This window comes from Chitinophaga sp. 05T412 (assembly GCF_056396465.1).
In genome coordinates this window covers 190,065-203,183 of record NZ_JBFTLN010000009.1, presented here as the reverse complement: position 1 = coordinate 203,183, position 13,119 = coordinate 190,065, and the positions used below count along the sequence as shown (strand labels likewise).

General features: G+C 46.4%; 14 protein-coding genes. 9 read left to right on the top strand and 5 right to left on the bottom strand.

The features are described 5' to 3' along the window. The first annotated feature begins 3 nt into the window (after nucleotides 1-3). A complete protein-coding gene (locus AC1DFM_RS20735; RefSeq protein WP_477078663.1) occupies nucleotides 4-1,446 on the top strand; it encodes a RagB/SusD family nutrient uptake outer membrane protein in 1,443 nt (480 codons plus the stop codon). Nucleotides 1,447-1,495: 49 nt separating this feature from the next. On the opposite strand, the gene AC1DFM_RS20730 is transcribed toward AC1DFM_RS20735, so the two are convergent. Continuing rightward, nucleotides 1,496-2,173: a type 1 glutamine amidotransferase domain-containing protein gene (locus AC1DFM_RS20730; protein ID WP_477078662.1), complete on the bottom strand. Its 678-nt coding sequence runs from the start codon at nucleotides 2,171-2,173 to the stop codon at nucleotides 1,496-1,498. A gap of 292 nt (nucleotides 2,174-2,465) precedes the next feature. Here AC1DFM_RS20730 and AC1DFM_RS20725 point away from each other — a divergent pair, with 292 nt between their 5' ends. The 6 genes from AC1DFM_RS20725 (at nucleotide 2,466) to map (ending at nucleotide 7,497) form a co-directional block, all read left to right on the top strand. Next, the gene (locus AC1DFM_RS20725) at nucleotides 2,466-3,992 is read left to right on the top strand and encodes a c-type cytochrome (RefSeq protein WP_477078661.1); all 1,527 of its coding nucleotides are present in this window, start codon (nucleotides 2,466-2,468) and stop codon (nucleotides 3,990-3,992) included. Nucleotides 3,993-4,247: 255 nt separating this feature from the next. Further along, complete coding sequence (locus AC1DFM_RS20720; RefSeq protein WP_477078660.1) at nucleotides 4,248-5,111, top strand: TIGR02452 family protein; 864 nt, start codon at nucleotides 4,248-4,250, stop codon at nucleotides 5,109-5,111. Continuing rightward, nucleotides 5,101-5,646 (top strand): NADAR family protein, encoded by a 546-nt coding sequence (locus AC1DFM_RS20715; protein ID WP_477078659.1) that lies wholly within the window; start codon nucleotides 5,101-5,103, stop codon nucleotides 5,644-5,646. Before AC1DFM_RS20720 ends, AC1DFM_RS20715 begins: the two co-directional genes overlap by 11 nt. A gap of 1 nt (nucleotide 5,647) precedes the next feature. After that, a complete protein-coding gene (locus AC1DFM_RS20710) occupies nucleotides 5,648-6,178 on the top strand; it encodes an RNA 2'-phosphotransferase (protein ID WP_477078658.1) in 531 nt (176 codons plus the stop codon). 85 nt (nucleotides 6,179-6,263) lie between these two features. Next, nucleotides 6,264-6,695, top strand: coding sequence for a preQ(1) synthase (locus tag AC1DFM_RS20705; RefSeq protein ID WP_477078657.1), 432 nt, complete (start codon nucleotides 6,264-6,266; stop codon nucleotides 6,693-6,695). 37 nt (nucleotides 6,696-6,732) lie between these two features. Next, nucleotides 6,733-7,497: a type I methionyl aminopeptidase gene (map, locus tag AC1DFM_RS20700; protein ID WP_477078656.1), complete on the top strand. Its 765-nt coding sequence runs from the start codon at nucleotides 6,733-6,735 to the stop codon at nucleotides 7,495-7,497. On the opposite strand, the gene AC1DFM_RS20695 is transcribed toward map, so the two are convergent. After that, complete coding sequence (locus AC1DFM_RS20695; protein ID WP_477078655.1) at nucleotides 7,498-8,502, bottom strand: sialidase family protein; 1,005 nt, start codon at nucleotides 8,500-8,502, stop codon at nucleotides 7,498-7,500. It abuts the gene before it with no gap. A 107-nt stretch (nucleotides 8,503-8,609) separates the two neighbouring features. Here AC1DFM_RS20695 and AC1DFM_RS20690 point away from each other — a divergent pair, with 107 nt between their 5' ends. Further along, entirely contained in the window at nucleotides 8,610-9,791 is a 1,182-nt protein-coding gene (locus tag AC1DFM_RS20690) for a THUMP domain-containing class I SAM-dependent RNA methyltransferase (RefSeq protein ID WP_477078654.1), read from the top strand. A gap of 98 nt (nucleotides 9,792-9,889) precedes the next feature. Here AC1DFM_RS20690 and AC1DFM_RS20685 read toward each other — a convergent pair whose 3' ends face one another. Continuing rightward, nucleotides 9,890-11,002 carry a prolyl oligopeptidase family serine peptidase gene (locus AC1DFM_RS20685; protein WP_477078653.1) on the bottom strand — a complete coding sequence of 371 codons (1,113 nt, stop codon included), beginning with the start codon at nucleotides 11,000-11,002 and terminating at the stop codon, nucleotides 9,890-9,892. 162 nt (nucleotides 11,003-11,164) lie between these two features. Next, a complete protein-coding gene (locus AC1DFM_RS20680) occupies nucleotides 11,165-11,638 on the bottom strand; it encodes an Lrp/AsnC ligand binding domain-containing protein (RefSeq protein ID WP_089897409.1) in 474 nt (157 codons plus the stop codon). Between the two features lie 209 nt (nucleotides 11,639-11,847). Here AC1DFM_RS20680 and AC1DFM_RS20675 point away from each other — a divergent pair, with 209 nt between their 5' ends. Beyond that, entirely contained in the window at nucleotides 11,848-12,729 is an 882-nt protein-coding gene (locus AC1DFM_RS20675; RefSeq protein ID WP_477078652.1) for a class I SAM-dependent methyltransferase, read from the top strand. Here the strand turns inward: AC1DFM_RS20675 and AC1DFM_RS20670 are convergent. Then, nucleotides 12,716-13,045 carry a hypothetical protein gene (locus AC1DFM_RS20670; RefSeq protein ID WP_477078651.1) on the bottom strand — a complete coding sequence of 110 codons (330 nt, stop codon included), beginning with the start codon at nucleotides 13,043-13,045 and terminating at the stop codon, nucleotides 12,716-12,718. The two genes, AC1DFM_RS20675 and AC1DFM_RS20670, sit on opposite strands and share 14 nt — an antisense overlap. Between the last annotated feature and the right edge of the window lie 74 nt (nucleotides 13,046-13,119).

Below are 13,119 nucleotides of genomic sequence, written 5' to 3'. Positions count from 1 at the left end.
AACATGAAAAAGTCAATCTATATATATGCCATAGCAGGTCTTGTGCTGACGATGTCCTGCAAAAAAACTTTTCTGGACTTAGATCCACAGCAACAAACGGATGCGGATCTGGTGGTGAAAGACCTGCCGGGAACCCGCGCCGCTATTACCGGTGTTTATTCTCTCATGCAACCGCTGACTTATTATGGCCGTCATGCTATGGTGCTGCCGGATCTGATGAGTGACAATGGATTTGTAAGCAGTGTTAACCAGAAACGTTATCTGAACTACGATCAATACATTGTGAATGCCACGGATGGTACCGCCAGTGATTTATGGAAACAGTTGTATCGGGTGGTTGTCAACACGAATCTGCTTATAGCAAAAGCGGAAGCGAATGATTATCCCGAGGCGGATAAAGCAGAGGCACAGTTTATTATCGGTGAAGCCTATGCACTGCGGGCCCTCGCTTACTTTGACCTGATGCGCTTTTTTGCGCTGCCTTACAATTATACGGCCGATGGTTCCCACCTGGGAGTACCGGTGGTGCTGAAAAGTGGCACCGATAACAGCCAGGTAATTTCGCCGAAACGTAACACGGCTAAAGAAGTGTACACACAAATTATCGCCGATTTTAACAAAGCCATGAGTCTGATGCCTAAATCGCCCGTAGGTTTTAAATCTTCCCTGCGTGGCAGAATGAGCTACTATGGCGCCAAAGCTTTGTTATCCAGAGTCCAGCTGTATAAAGGTGATTGGGTGGCAGCAGACACACTGGCAACCGATGTGATTGCGAAAGGGGGATATAACCTCCTGCCGCGTGCTACTATGGTGGAGGAATCCAGGAAGCAGAACAGTGTGGAAGCGATTTTCGAAATTCAGTATAATATCCTCGACAACCTGGATAGTGATGCGCTGGTAAACTTTTACTGGCAGTCGGGTAGTTATGGAGATGGGCTGGCCACTGAAGACCTGTACAAGAAATACGCCGCCACTGATATAAGACGCAGTTTTGTCACGAAAGGCAGCCGTAAAAATGGAGAGAACCCTGCTTACCTGATTACCAAATACACGAACAATGTTAATTACGAAGAACCTGTGCGGGTGATTCGTTTGGCAGAAGTATACCTGATCCGCGCAGAAGCCCGCGCAAATGAAGGATTGGATGGACTTGCCGCAGCAGATGTGGATGTAGTAGGTGGCCGTGCAGATGTTGACTGGAAGCCAGTTACCGCTACCGGCGATGCACTGAAAACAATTGTGCTGGATGAGCGCCGCAAGGAGCTTGCGTTTGAAGGCCATCGACTGTTTGATCTGACCCGCAATAAACTGAGTTTTACCAAATTTCTTTCTGGTAGAAGTATTGCGATTGATAAAACGGACAAACGAACCATTCTGCCTATTCCGCAATCAGAAATGAATGCAAATATCAATATGGAGCAGAATGAAGCTTACAAAGCGAAGTAGTGTTTTTTTTATGCAAAAACGGAGAGGGATGGAAGTCCCTCTCCGTATATTAAGCTAACGTTTCCATTAATATCCTGGCTACTTCCGTCGATGATGCCGGATTCTGGCCGGTGATCAGTAACCCGTCTTTCAAGGCATAGGGGTGCCAGTCTTTCCCCTTGCTGTATATACCTCCCAGCTTTTTCAATTCATCTTCTAACAGGAATGGTACTACGTTGGTAAGTTGCACCGCTTCTTCTTCTGTATTACTAAACCCGGTTACTTCTTTACCTTTTACTACCGGATCGCCATGTGCATCTTTTACCTTTACCAATGCGGCGGGGGCATGGCACACAAACGCGATGGGCTTGTGCTGCTGATAAAAGGCTTCGATCAATGCAATGGAGCTGGGATCACCGGCGAGGTCCCATAGCGGCCCATGACCGCCCGGGTAAAACACGGCGTCGTAATCAGCCGCATCTACTTCGTTTAGCTTCACCGTATGTGCCAGCTTTTTTTGCAAGGCTTCATCCCGTTTAAAGCGGGTGGTGTCTGCCGTCTGAAATTCGGGCAGCTCGCTTTTAGGGTCTATAGGTGGTTGGCCGCCTTTAGGGGAGGCAAGGGTGATGTCTGCGCCGGCATCAGCCAGCACATAATAAGGTGCCGCAAATTCTTCTATCCAGAATCCTGTTTTGTGGCCAGTATTACCCAGTTCATCGTGCGATGTTAATACAATTAATACCTGCATGGAATGATGTTTTTAGTGAGTGTCTTATGTTAACAAAAAAATGGCCACCGATGTTTACCGATGGCCTTAGGTAGGATATAGCTAATATTAATGTCGTGGTGGAAAATTATAGGGCATCCGAGCCGGGAAGATGGCCTAATTCCGTTTTCACGGAGGCAATGGGTTTGGTACTATTAAGTTAACACTAACCCTGCAGGTTATACGTTTTTTTTTAATCAAGATAAAAAAGTGTGGAATGCCAAAGGTGAACCCGTAAGCGGGATGTATCTTTATATCCTGAATATCTCTATCTATGAACAAATACCTGCTGTACTGTCTCCTGTTACTGGCTTGTATCGCCTGTAATAACCGTAGTAATGAACCCCAATCTCTTACCCAACGGTTGCCATCCGAGGTTTTTACTGTCGATATCCGGAGCGATACGGTGCTGAAAACCAGCAAAGGGGCCCTCATCTACATCAAAGCTGGTGCTATCAGTACTAAAGCCGGGCATACCGTAGCGCTGGAAGTAAAAGAAGCCTATTCGATTGCTGACATTGTGAAGGCAGGATTATACACGCAGAGCAACGGGCAACCACTGAGCAGTGGTGGTATGATTTATATAGCGCCGGTCAATAAATCAGATGCCGCCATTGTGAAACCGATAGGGGTAAAACTGCCAACACCTTTTATCACCAAAGGTATGCAGCTCTTTAAGGGGGAATATACCAAGGATAGCACTATTAACTGGACCGATCCCAAGGATTTAGTGCCGGACGAAAAGACTGCTCAGTTGGATGCCGGAAAGAAGATATTCCAGCAAAACTGTGCTGCTTGTCATGCGATTGATAAAAAGCTCACTGGTCCACCGTTACTCCATACCACGGCCCGCCATTCCTATCAATGGCTGGAAGACTATATCGTCAACAATATGAAAGTAATGGCCAGCGGCGATTGCTACGCCAATCAACTGTTCGAAGACTACAATCAGACAGCGATGACGGCATTTCCCACCCTGAAAGGCGCACCTATGCATGACCTCCTGGCATACATCGAAAATGAAAGCAAGCGGATAGACCTGGCAGGTTATGAGCAGGCAGGTCATGCTGTTGACAGTTGTAGCGCCTATCTGAGCGCCGTTAAGCAGTTGCAGCATGAAAAAGATTCCTTGTTGCTGGATAACGGCAAATCCGTGACGGTACAAAATAGAGATCCGCTGCCACTGGAAAATGACCCCGGCTCCAAATTCCGGCCAGCCGAAAGTGTTACTTATAATAGTTACTATAACTTTGAGATAAATACCTTCGGATGGTTTAATATAGACCTGCTGCTTGACAGTAACCCCGAATACCTGAAAAGTAAGCTGATAGTACGTGTAACGGGAACCGTTACAGCAAAAACCAAGGTATTTATGGTGATCCCGCAAGATAAAGCGTATCTGTTCGGAGTTTTAAAGGAAGGCGGCAACAATGAATATAATTTTTATACACCCGATGACATGATCCCATTGCCACAGAAACGAAAGGCGTATGTTATAGTAGCGGATGAATCAGAAGATGTGCTACTCTTCGGAACCACTGTTTTCGAAACCAGTTTGAGCCAACAGCTAAACGTTACGCTGGCCCCTTCTGATAAGGAGGCGTTTAATCGTTTCACGAAAGAATTGGAGACCGTTGGTTTTTCCCTGAAAGCAGTGGATACTAAAAATGCAAAAGATATGAAGCAGGTGGATTCTTTACTTAATGCCGTTGCAAAGCTGAAACCTGTCGGCGCCGTTTGTGGTTGCGGTAGTGACACTTCGCACTTGCCGGCAACACCAGCGCCCGCACCTGGTAAGTAGTGCTGATACATATTATTCTTATATAACGGCGTTTTCTTCACGGAAAACGCCGTTTGTATTTATACCACCTGTAACCCGCTCTCCGCCTTCGTTTCCCGCCCGCGTTATCCATCTCCCGAAAAAAAATATGGTAGATAAATAAATATTTCTTTACTTTGCGTCAGATTGACGTAAACAATTTTTTGACCCTTCAGTTATTATGGAATAGTTAACCCCAATTTATTATCCCGTAATCCTGATAACAACTAAAACGATATGAAAAAAAGCCACAGAGCGGTGATAGCATACGAAACCCTGGATATTATAGAGGCTGGCTATTATCAAAACCAACAACAAGAAGCTGTAGACATCAGTGCTGCATTGAGATATACCGTTGCCAATACTGTTCACTACCGACCAGAAGATTTTGATACTGTATTTGCCCAAAGAGATCAGGTGCTGACAGCAGCTCCGGTTCGACCCATTGATATCACCGTCACCGATGAAACCACCTTCGCCGCAGCGCGCCGGTTGGTAGTAGAGGAAGGTCGCAGCCATGTTTGCTGCCTCAACTTTGCCTCTGCTAAAAATCCCGGAGGCGGATTCCTGGGAGGCGCACAGGCACAGGAAGAAGCATTGGCCAGGGCCAGCGGACTATACGCTTCGCTGATTTCCAAAAGGGCGATGTACGATATTAATCGCGCCAACAATACCTGTTTGTACACCGATAACATGATTTATTCCCCATTGGTGCCTGTTTTCAGAGATGATAGAGATATCTTCATTGATGAACCTTACAAGGTATCCATCATTACCGCACCTGCTGCTAACGCCGGCGCCGTAAAGAATAACGAACGGCATCGCCTGCACGAAATAGAAAGCGTAATGCTGGCCAGGATCGAAAAGGTTTTGTCGGTAGCAGTAGCAAATAAACAAACCACCATTATCCTCGGCGCCTGGGGCTGTGGCGTGTTTCGCAACAATCCGGCTGAAATAGCCAACTGGTTTGCACAGCATATCCTGGAGAATGAAACATTTAAAAATGCCTTCGAAAAAGTAGTATTTGCCGTGTACGACACATCAGAGCATCGGCATAACCTACAGGCTTTCAAAAATAAATTTGCACCACATGCCGTATAATAACCCATGGCTCATCGCTAAGTATGAGGCCAAAGAGAAGATAAAATTCCTGTTTTTCTGGGGCCACCGGGCAGCCGCCGACGGTAGTGTTACCCAGAGTTGCTTTAGTCAGTGGTGGCCAGCTGCCTTCACAGTGGATGATCATACCTACGCAACAGCAGAACACTGGATGATGGCGGGTAAAGCCAAACTTTTCGGAGACACCGACATCTTCGAAAAAGTACTGCAGGCGGGATCTCCTGCACAGGCAAAAAAACTGGGGCGACAGGTGAAAAATTTTGATCCCGCCATCTGGGACGCTCATAAATTTGACCTGGTTGTGGCTGGGAATTATCATAAATTCTCGCAACACCCGGCATTAAAAACTTTTTTACTAAACACATACGATCGTGTACTGGTAGAAGCCAGCCCATTGGACCGCATCTGGGGCATTGGCATGGCTGCCACCAACGCACACGTAGAAAATCCTTTACAGTGGCGGGGGCATAACCTGTTAGGCTATGCGCTCATGACTGCAAGGGATCAACTGAAATAACATGAACATTAAATCAATCAGTAAATTCCTGAGCCTTATTCTCAGACATAATCCAGCAACTATTGGACTTACACTCGACGACCATGGCTGGGCAGATGTAGCCACGCTGCTGCAGCAATGCAAGGCGCATGGCCATCACCTCACCTTTGCAACATTGGAAACAGTGGTGACAGAAAATGATAAGCAACGCTTTGCTTTTAACGAAGATAAAACACGCATCCGTGCTAACCAGGGACATTCCATCGAAGTAGCACTGGACCTCCCGCAAGCTATGCCGCCGGAATTCCTTTATCATGGCACGGTGCCTAAATTCATGAAAGACATCAGGGCAAACGGCCTGCAAAGAATGAACCGTCACCATGTACATCTCTCCGAAAACCTGGGCACCGCCGAAAATGTAGGTAACAGGAGAGGAGTGGCTAAGATATTAACCATTTGCAGCGGACAAATGCATCGGGATGGAATTCCCTTTTACTTATCTGCTAATGGCGTTTGGCTCACAGATGAAGTACCGCMAAAGTATATCCAGTAATAACTTATCTTGTGTAGATTGCCGGAAGAATTGAGGAGGAGAGATATTACTTTTGCGATCACTATCAATCACAAGCCTTCCTATTATGACAAAGAAGCTCTATCAACACATCGATAAAACAATCCTGAAAGGACTGCCAAACCCCTCTAAGGAAAAGTATGAGATGAAGATAAAGGTACCGGAGTTTACTTTCCTCGGAATGCACGAACAGCCGGACTTTGCGAAGTTGTATATCACTTTCTATCCAAAGAATAAGATCATAGAACTGAAGTCGCTGAAGCTGTACGTGTATCACCTGCGTGATATCATCGTGTCTTATGAACGCCTCATTAACATCATCTATGATCACATGATGGAAGTGTACGAAGCCGATCGTTTGCGTATAACGCTGATCTGTAATCCACGCGGAGGTATCAGTTCTAAACTGGTAATAGATTCCGACTGGAAAGACAGAGGCGGCGATGAACGCTTTAAAGACTATCCGGAGCGTGACGACGAGTGGGGCATATTGATGTAAGCTAACGGCTATTTTAGTACTTTTAATAAAAAAAGATATGTCAATAACTACAGAAGCTGAACTGAATGGCATGAAAAGAGTGAGTGAAGCCGTGGCCATCACGCTGAAGGAAATGAGACATTACACCCGTCCGGGTATKACCGCCCGCGAGGTGGATGAATACGGCGGAGAAATATTGAAAAAACTCGGTGCTAAATCAGCTCCGCGCCTGACCTATGGCTTTCCCGGCTGGACTTGTATCAGCGTGAATAATGAAATTGCGCATGGCATTCCTTCAGAGAAAAAAATATTGCAGGAGGGTGACCTGGTCAACATCGATGTATCCGCTGAACTGAACGGATACTGGTCGGATAATGGTGGATCATTTGTTCTCGGAGAAGATATTCATCAGCATCAGGCCCTGGTAGACGCGTCCAAGGCGATTTTGCATAAAGCCATTCACCATATTAAAACCGGTACCCGTGTAGCTGATGTGGGGAAGCTGATTGAAATGGAAGCCCGGAAATCAGGCTATACCGTGATTCGCAATCTGGCCGGACATGGTGTTGGTAGAAGCTTACACGAGGCCCCGGACGATATCCTCAACTGTTATGTACGCTTTAACAGAACCCGCTTTAAAAAGAATGCGGTGGTGGCTATCGAAACCTTTATTTCTACCAGTTCGTCTTTCGCCAACCAAAGCAAGGATGGCTGGACGCTGATAGGTAACAAAGGTGGCTTCGTAGCCCAGCATGAACATACGATTGTGGTCACCGACCAGGACCCCGTGATATTGACGGCTGCCAATGAAATATGGAACTGATTATTTCAGTTGTAAGGTAACCGCCATAATATTTTTCCGGTTATCGGTGTAGGTAATATGCACCCAATCATCTGCGGTGGCGACTATAGCAGGATAGCTATATTCGCCACTTTTATGTTTCTCCAGCACATATACATCTTTCCATTGGAGACCATCTCTTGAAACAGCCACCCGTAGCTCATTACGACCATTAGACCAGTCTTTGCCACTGATAGTCGGGTTGTAAACCAGCACCTGCAAGCCATCCGGCCGGGTCACCGCATCAATACCAGAATTAGGATTCAGTAAAGATAACCCGGTAACGGTACTCCAGCTGGCGCCATTGTTATCCGACCAGCTATTGGCAATTACATTCTGGCGACTGCGGAACAACGCCTGCAAACGGCCATCTGCGTGATGAAGAATGGTGGGCTGAATAATCCCGAACGTATCACAGGGAACAGGAACGGTTTGCCATTGATGACCAGTGCTATCGCTGATTTCCATATGCGATACCCAGATATTGCCCTTCACACTTTCGGTGCTGGAAGGATGTAACAGGCGTCCATCCGCCAGCTGAATACATTTGTTCTTAATAGGCCCCAGCATGCCGTCTGGTAGTTTTTCGGGAGAAGACCAGCTTTTGCCGTTGTCGCGGCTGTAGCGGACCATGCCCCACCACTCCCGCGGGCTAGGCCCCACTTTGTAGAAGAGGCAAAGCAAATTAGCCCTGGTGCGGAATAATACCGGGTTCCAACAAGGATACCGGAGTTGGTCGTTGATAATACCATCGGCCATTTGTACCGGCGGCTGCCACTGGTGATTTTCATAAACGGAACCCCAGATCGCCACGTCTTTATTGCCTTCTTCCGTGCCGCCAAACCAGGCGCTCATCAACCGGCCATCCGGCAGGGCAACAATCGTAGAAGCATGACTGGACGGGGTTACCGGCTTTGGCATTATCAATTCATGACGGATCAGCGTGGCCTTTACCTGGGCCTGGAGCGGTATATATAGTACCGTCATCCAAAGTAGAGAAATATAGTGTCGCATATGAGTATGGGATATAAGTGTGCACGTTAAAATAAGGAATACAAGGCGATTATCATAAAGAATGGTAAATTTGCCGCCTTATGTCATTATATACAACAAAGGGAACCGTTACAATCACCTGTAACAAGCGCTTGACACCCTTCCTGGAGCAGGAAGTGAAAGACCTGGGATTTACTGTGGAAGAAACATTCGTTACCGGTGTACGGTTGAATGCTTCTCTCAATGAATGTATCCGCCTGAATCTGAACCTGCGCTGCGGCAGCCAGGTACTTTATAGCCTGAAGCAATTTGAGGCGCTGGATGGCGATGAAATATACAGTCAGCTGCATACCTTCCCATGGGAAACCATCTTGCCGGAGGATGGCTATTTCTCCATTACCAGCAATGTGCAGAATGAATCGATCAACAACAGCATGTTTGCCAACCTGCGCGTGAAAGATGCGGTAGTAGACCGTATGCGTGCTAAAACAGGCAAACGTCCTTCTACCGGAGCGGAGCTGACCGGCGCCGTTATTCACCTGTTCTGGAAAAATGAAAACGCAGAAATATTTATAGATACTTCCGGCGATTCCCTGGCCCGCCACGGTTATCGTAAAATACCCGGCCGGGCGCCGATGCTGGAAGCACTGGCTGCCTCCACCATCCTGGCCACTAAATGGGACCGCAAAAGTCCGTTCATCAACCCGATGTGTGGCTCCGGCACCGTAGCCATTGAAGCAGCGCTGATAGCCACTAACAGCCGTCCGGGATTGTTCAGGGATAATTATGCTTTCATGCACCTGCAGGGTTTTAAGGAAGATGTATACCTCAAAGAACGAGGCCTGTTGGAAAAACAAATCACGGAAGTACCTGACCTGCGTATTATCGCCACAGATCTCAGCGACATGGCTATCGTTAACGCCCGCAAAAATGCAAAAGCCGCCGGCGTTGAAGATATGATTGAATTCCGCGTATGCGATTTTGCCAGCACTGAAGTGCCGGAAGGCGTAGCTGGCGTGGTATATATGAACCCAGAATACGGCCTGCGCTTAGGTGAAATAGAGGCACTGGAAGAAACCTACGGTCGCATCGGTGATTTCATGAAACAAAAATGTGGCGGCTATCATGGTTACGTATTCACCGGTAACCTGGAACTGGCCAAGAAAATAGGGCTGAAAGCCAAACGCAGAATAGAATTTTATAACAGTACCATCGACTGTCGCCTTCTCGAATATGAACTGTATGCCGGCACCCGCGATGCGCGGAAGTTGGTGCAGGAATAGGGTTTTAGCTTTTAGCAAAATGCAGCAGAGATATAAGCGTAAATATTATTTTACTTTGCTTATATCTCTGCTGCATTTTGCTAAAAGCTAACAGCTAATCAGTATTCCTTGTTATATTTTGCAGGCTGTGTATTCACCAGTGAGTCTGCATAATGCCCAAATCCTGTTTGCGTATTCCCTTTTAAATATTCGTCGAAAAACAACCCCGTGAGACGCCGGATATCCCGTTGCCGGCCCTGATCTAAATCACCCACAGCAGGTTGTACCTTCATGGCGATAGCCATCATATCACTGAAATCTTCGTGCCGCGCATGCATGAATTTAATAAAGTATTGAGGCGTTGCAGCGCTTTGCCGTTGTACATCATAGATAGAGTCCACTTTGGGCGAATGTTCGCTACTCAGGTAGCAATAGGGAATCTTTATTTTTTGTGGTACTACAGTTGGTACACGCGTTATTTCATTATATACTTTATCCCATTCCGCTTCTCCGCCGTAACGATGTATCTCGGTACCATCAAATGATAACAGACATTTGAAATCCGGACGTCGCATGGCTGCGTTACTAATGGCGCTGCCACCCATACTCCAACCCAACAGGCCCACACGGGTAGTATCTGCCATTGGCACTTGTGCTAATTGTTCCCGGGTAAAGAGGATATCTTTTACCTGCTCCTCCAGGTCCACCGCAGCGGTCATATAGCCGGGATAAAGCCCCACAGAGCTTACAGCCGCCACGATATAGCCCTGTTGCACCAATTCGCGGAAGAGGAGTATGTTTTCCCAACTGCTGCCATTCATTCCCGCTGCATAAATGATAACAGGATATTTTCGTTTATCCTTGCCCGGGTGCGGTGCCGCGTAGATGTCCGTGTTATAATGAAATAGCCGTACGGCGCTGTCCAGCTTCCATTCCTTCGCAATGGCATCGGCAATCATCTGGCTCTCCAGGTGACAACTGTCTTTGGGCAAATGATAGTCCAACCGGAGGGATGCCATATCCAGTATTTCACCAAAGCTCAATGGGTCAGTACCAGATACTTTGCTGGCCGGATAGAATAAATCAATTTTTACCGGGCGAAAATTTTCATCAAAGCGACGGGAGCTGTCGTAAGTTTGAAGAGGGTAAAGTCCCGTGTAATAAGACTTTGGAGGTACTGGTCTACAGGAGAACAAAAATAGTACTGCTACAGGAAGTAAAAAGAGCTTCATATCGTAGTAAATTATTTACGGGAAGCTAGCATAAAATTTTGCGGGAAGAAAACAGTAGGCGTACTTTAACTTTTCGTTGATAGCACTACTTATCATGACCCGTCAGCACATAAAAGAAGCGCTGCTATCTATAAGCAGCGCCTGTATCGAAGGATGATGGTTTTATATTACTTCACTTACATTAATCGGTCTGGAGAAACTTTCTTCCAGTGATATAATGGTTTCTGTCCGCTCAATACCTTTGATATGTTGCAGATCGTCCTGTAAAATTTTCCGTAACTCTCCGCTGTCTTTACAGATAATCTCTGCAAACATGCTATAGGAGCCGGTGGTATAGTTCAACCGCACAATCTGCGGAATCTTTAATAATTGTTTGGCAACACTTTCATAGAGCGAACTCTTCTCCAGGTAAATACCAATAAAGGCCAGCACATCATAACCAATGGCACGCAGATTTACCTGTAACCGGGTACCTTTGATGACGCCCATTTCATGCAGCTTCTTAATGCGTACATGAATAGTACCGCCGGAAACAAATAGCTTTTTTCCTAATTCGGCATAAGAGATCCCGGCATCGGTTGACATCTCCGAGATGATCTGTAGGTCTAATTTGTCAATATTCAATGGGTGGCTCATTTTAGCTACGCAATTTAGATTTTTTTCTAAAATTAGGTAATTTTTTGAAATTATCGCAAAATAGATCACGAGGAACTTTTCTTTCTGCTTTCTTAAAGCTAAAAAGGCCAGCTGTCAGCACAAATCACTTCATTTGCCATAAAGGAGAGTCCCTGTTTTTTAGTTAAATTTATTCTTCAAAACCTATAGTCCCACATAAAATATGCTCCATGAAAGCTAACCTGACGAGTAGAACCGCCCAATATATGGCCCTTTTCAGAGCAATAGAAACTACCCGCCCCAAAAATGAACGACTCTTTACCGATCGCTTTGCCACCTGGTTTCTCGACAATGGATTGAAAACAGGCGTATGGTTATGTCGTATCCCCGGCTGGAGAACCATCGCAGAAAAGATTATCCGGAAAAAAATACCAGGTGCATTGTCCTCCGGTATCGCCCGTACGAAATATATTGATGACCTCCTGCAGCAGTCGGTTACCAACGGCATACAACAGGTATTTATACTGGGCGCCGGCTTTGATACTCGTGGATTACGTTTACCCTTCCTGGAAAATATTAAAGTGGTAGAAATTGATCATCCCAACACGGCTGCATATAAACTGGCTAAACTAAGGGCACATAAGGTACCTCCCCGTGTACACTACTACCAGATCGACTTCAACAAACAAAGCCTGGATCAGCTGAGCGCCCTTCATCACTTCGACTTTACCTTGCCCACCACCATTATCTGGGAAGGGGTAACCAATTATCTGAATAAAGAAGCGATAGATAATACCTTCACCTTTTTACAGCGCTTTGCACCCGGTTCCACGGTTATCTTTACCTATGTACATCAGCAGGTACTGGATGAACCAACCGCATTTTATGGTGGAGAGAAATTATTACAGGATGTAGCGTCTTTGGAAGAACAATGGACATTCGGTTTTGAGCCCGCCGCTTTGCCCGGTTATTTACAGGCATTTGACTTTACATTGATGGAAGATCTGGGAGCAGAAGATTACCGGCAACGCTACCTGCCGCAACGGGCGGAGAAAGGATATGAATTTTACCGGGTGGCCTGTGCCCGTCGTACGGGCGCTAGCGGCGAATAGCCAGTAGAGCCGTTTGTTGCCACGCTTTTTCTATGCTCCAGCCATACAGTTCACGCCAGGTATGCCATTCTTCCACGAGCGAAAAACCGGTGAGGAAGGTGGTTACGCTCAGCCATATACGACTGTGCAATAATATAGCAGGCAAGGGCAGAAAGAAGAGTAACAGGGAAATCAGCATGTCTCCCATGCGCTCCTGCATTGCCAGCTGTTTACCATGATGGAAAGGAAACAATGCTGTATGACTGGTAGCCTGATGATAAATCAGGTGTAATATGGTCAGATAAATGGATATCAGTGATAGTGTTGCCGTGAACATCTGTACGCTGTTTTATACAAATGTAGCAGCGCTCAAAGGCGGTATAAATAGGAGGGAGGCGGGCTGCCGCCGTT

Bases quoted from the DNA above. Each gene is read 5' to 3' on its own strand.
- AC1DFM_RS20735 (WP_477078663.1), top strand. From the start codon at position 4: ATGAAAAAGTCAATCTATATATATGCCATAGCAGGTCTTGTGCTGACG.
- AC1DFM_RS20730 (WP_477078662.1), bottom strand. From the start codon at position 2,173: ATGCAGGTATTAATTGTATTAACATCGCACGATGAACTGGGTAATACT.
- AC1DFM_RS20725 (WP_477078661.1), top strand. From the start codon at position 2,466: ATGAACAAATACCTGCTGTACTGTCTCCTGTTACTGGCTTGTATCGCC.
- AC1DFM_RS20720 (WP_477078660.1), top strand. From the start codon at position 4,248: ATGAAAAAAAGCCACAGAGCGGTGATAGCATACGAAACCCTGGATATT.
- AC1DFM_RS20715 (WP_477078659.1), top strand. From the start codon at position 5,101: ATGCCGTATAATAACCCATGGCTCATCGCTAAGTATGAGGCCAAAGAG.
- AC1DFM_RS20705 (WP_477078657.1), top strand. From the start codon at position 6,264: ATGACAAAGAAGCTCTATCAACACATCGATAAAACAATCCTGAAAGGA.
- AC1DFM_RS20695 (WP_477078655.1), bottom strand. From the start codon at position 8,502: ATGACGGTACTATATATACCGCTCCAGGCCCAGGTAAAGGCCACGCTG.
- AC1DFM_RS20690 (WP_477078654.1), top strand. From the start codon at position 8,610: ATGTCATTATATACAACAAAGGGAACCGTTACAATCACCTGTAACAAG.
- AC1DFM_RS20685 (WP_477078653.1), bottom strand. From the start codon at position 11,002: ATGAAGCTCTTTTTACTTCCTGTAGCAGTACTATTTTTGTTCTCCTGT.
- AC1DFM_RS20680 (WP_089897409.1), bottom strand. From the start codon at position 11,638: ATGAGCCACCCATTGAATATTGACAAATTAGACCTACAGATCATCTCG.
- AC1DFM_RS20675 (WP_477078652.1), top strand. From the start codon at position 11,848: ATGAAAGCTAACCTGACGAGTAGAACCGCCCAATATATGGCCCTTTTC.
- AC1DFM_RS20670 (WP_477078651.1), bottom strand. From the start codon at position 13,045: ATGTTCACGGCAACACTATCACTGATATCCATTTATCTGACCATATTA.